This is a genomic window from Mesorhizobium sp. M7A.F.Ca.US.005.03.2.1, from assembly GCF_003997795.1.
Classification (GTDB): Bacteria; Pseudomonadota; Alphaproteobacteria; order Rhizobiales; family Rhizobiaceae; genus Mesorhizobium; species Mesorhizobium ciceri.
On record NZ_RZRP01001082.1, the window covers coordinates 1 to 1,781 of the forward strand.

At 59.6% G+C, this 1,781-nt stretch carries 3 protein-coding genes and 1 pseudogene; 3 read left to right on the forward strand and 1 reads right to left on the reverse strand.

Translation table 11 applies throughout. From position 1 onward, the window contains the following. On the forward strand, nt 1–359 hold a 359-nt coding region (locus EN991_RS34855; RefSeq protein WP_127370424.1), incomplete at its 5' end, for an HAD-IA family hydrolase. A 42-nt stretch (nt 360–401) separates the two neighbouring features. On the opposite strand, the gene EN991_RS34860 is transcribed toward EN991_RS34855, so the two are convergent. Further along, nucleotides 402–782 (reverse strand): cytochrome c family protein, encoded by a 381-nt coding sequence (locus tag EN991_RS34860; RefSeq protein WP_024504374.1) that lies wholly within the window; start codon nt 780–782, stop codon nt 402–404. Nucleotides 783–1,145: 363 nt separating this feature from the next. Here EN991_RS34860 and EN991_RS34865 point away from each other — a divergent pair, with 363 nt between their 5' ends. Then, nucleotides 1,146–1,355 (forward strand): hypothetical protein, encoded by a 210-nt coding sequence (locus EN991_RS34865; RefSeq protein ID WP_013532063.1) that lies wholly within the window; start codon nt 1,146–1,148, stop codon nt 1,353–1,355. 33 nt (nt 1,356–1,388) lie between these two features. Beyond that, nucleotides 1,389–1,781: pseudogene (locus tag EN991_RS34870) on the forward strand (ABC transporter substrate-binding protein); the annotation flags it as partial.

The window sequence follows — 1,781 nt, forward strand, 5'->3', positions numbered from 1 at the left end:
GAGTAGGCATGGGGGTGGCAACCAACAAACCGCAGTTGGCGACCCGCGAAATCCTGCTTCATTTCGGATTGACGGAATATTTCGGTGCGATCGTCGGCGGAGACGCGGTGACATACCTGAAACCGGCGCCCGATGCCCTGCTGCTGGCGTTGGCACAGCTAGGCGTCGACCCGGGTGACGCGCTGCTGGTCGGAGACAGTGGCGCTGACCTGGGCGCCGCACGCGCCGCCGGCATGCCCGTCATTCTGCTGCGTGGCGGCTACAGCCACATTCCGGTGGAAGAGCTTGGCGCCGATCTTGTTTGCGACAGCCTTTTCGATCTGCCTTCGGCAATGCAGGGGCTGCAAGCCGATGCGTAGGCGAACGCCGGCCGAACGCAAGTTCGAACGGCCGGCGGCGCGCTATTTCGAGAATTGCTTCAGATAGGCGATGACATTGGCGATGTCTTCGTCCTGTTTGAGGCCGACAAACGCCATCTTTGTTCCTTTGACCATGGCCTTGGGATCGTGAAGGTAAGTCTTCAGCGTGGGTTCATCCCATTTGACGCCGGACTTGCCTGCCGCGACCATCGCCTGAGAATAGCTGAACCCCGGGTGCGTGCCGGCTGTTCGGCCGATGACGCCGTTCAACGACGGGCCGACCTTGTTCTTGTCCTGGTCGGCGACATGGCAGACCTTGCATTTGGCGAAGACCTTCTCACCCGCCGCCGCATCCTGTGCCTGGGATTGGCTCGCGATGAAGGGCACAACGGACATGACTGCGAAAAATGCGATTGCGCGCATGGTATTTCCTCATTGATCGTCTGGGTGCCCTGGACGATTTGCGCATGCCGATCCTTTGATCCGTCGGCATGCGCCTTACGCGGTGGCGTGGAAATTCCGCTTCTCCCGTGGAGCCGCGCCGCGTCACCTGGAAGCTAATCGGCATGTTGTGAAAGTCAATCGTACAAAGGTTTAGAGGCCTGGGTGCTCAAGGATTCTGCCCATTCGTCTTTGTTGACGACTATCGGGCGAGCGCGTAGCTTGACCTCATTCCGGTTTCTCCATTGGCACCTTGAGAAATCCGGCAAGTGGCGGTTTTGTCCTGGCTCCTGGTTGGGCTGGACTCGCCGAGATGGGCGTTTGGGAACGCGCAAGAGGTGCTGAATGGACATGGTCGATCTCATATTGACGGTTTGCCTCAGCGCCAATCCGAGCAATTGCCGAGACGAACATCTCTATTTCGAGAGCCGCGGCACCCTGTTCCAATGCATGTTCCTTGCCCCCAGCGAAATCGCGAAATGGTCTCAAGAACACCCGACCCTCAAGGTCATGCGCTGGAAATGCGCATTTCCGAGCAAGGAACGAGCCATCTGATTTGGCAGCGCGGAACCCTGGGGAGGAGGTGTCATGATGGTTTCACGGCGCATGACGTTGCGTCTGGCGGTTCTCGGGACAGCCGCTGTTCTTGCTACCAGGCCAGCCGTTGCGGCAGCCAGGATTCGCCTCGGTGTGCTGAAGTTTGGAACCGTGAGTTGGGAACTCGATACGCTACGGCAGCACAAGTTCGATGCCGCGAACGGGATCGATCTGGAGATCATCGACTTCGCCGGCGAGGATGCAACCAGCGTCGCGATGCAGGCTGGCGCGATCGACATGATCGTCTCCGACTGGCTGTGGGTCTCGCGCCAGCGCTCCGAAGGCGGCGACCTCACATTGTTCCCCTATTCCACCGCCGTGGGCGCGATCATGGTGAAGGAGGGTTCACCGATCCGGACGGTCGCCGATCTCAAGGACAAGAAG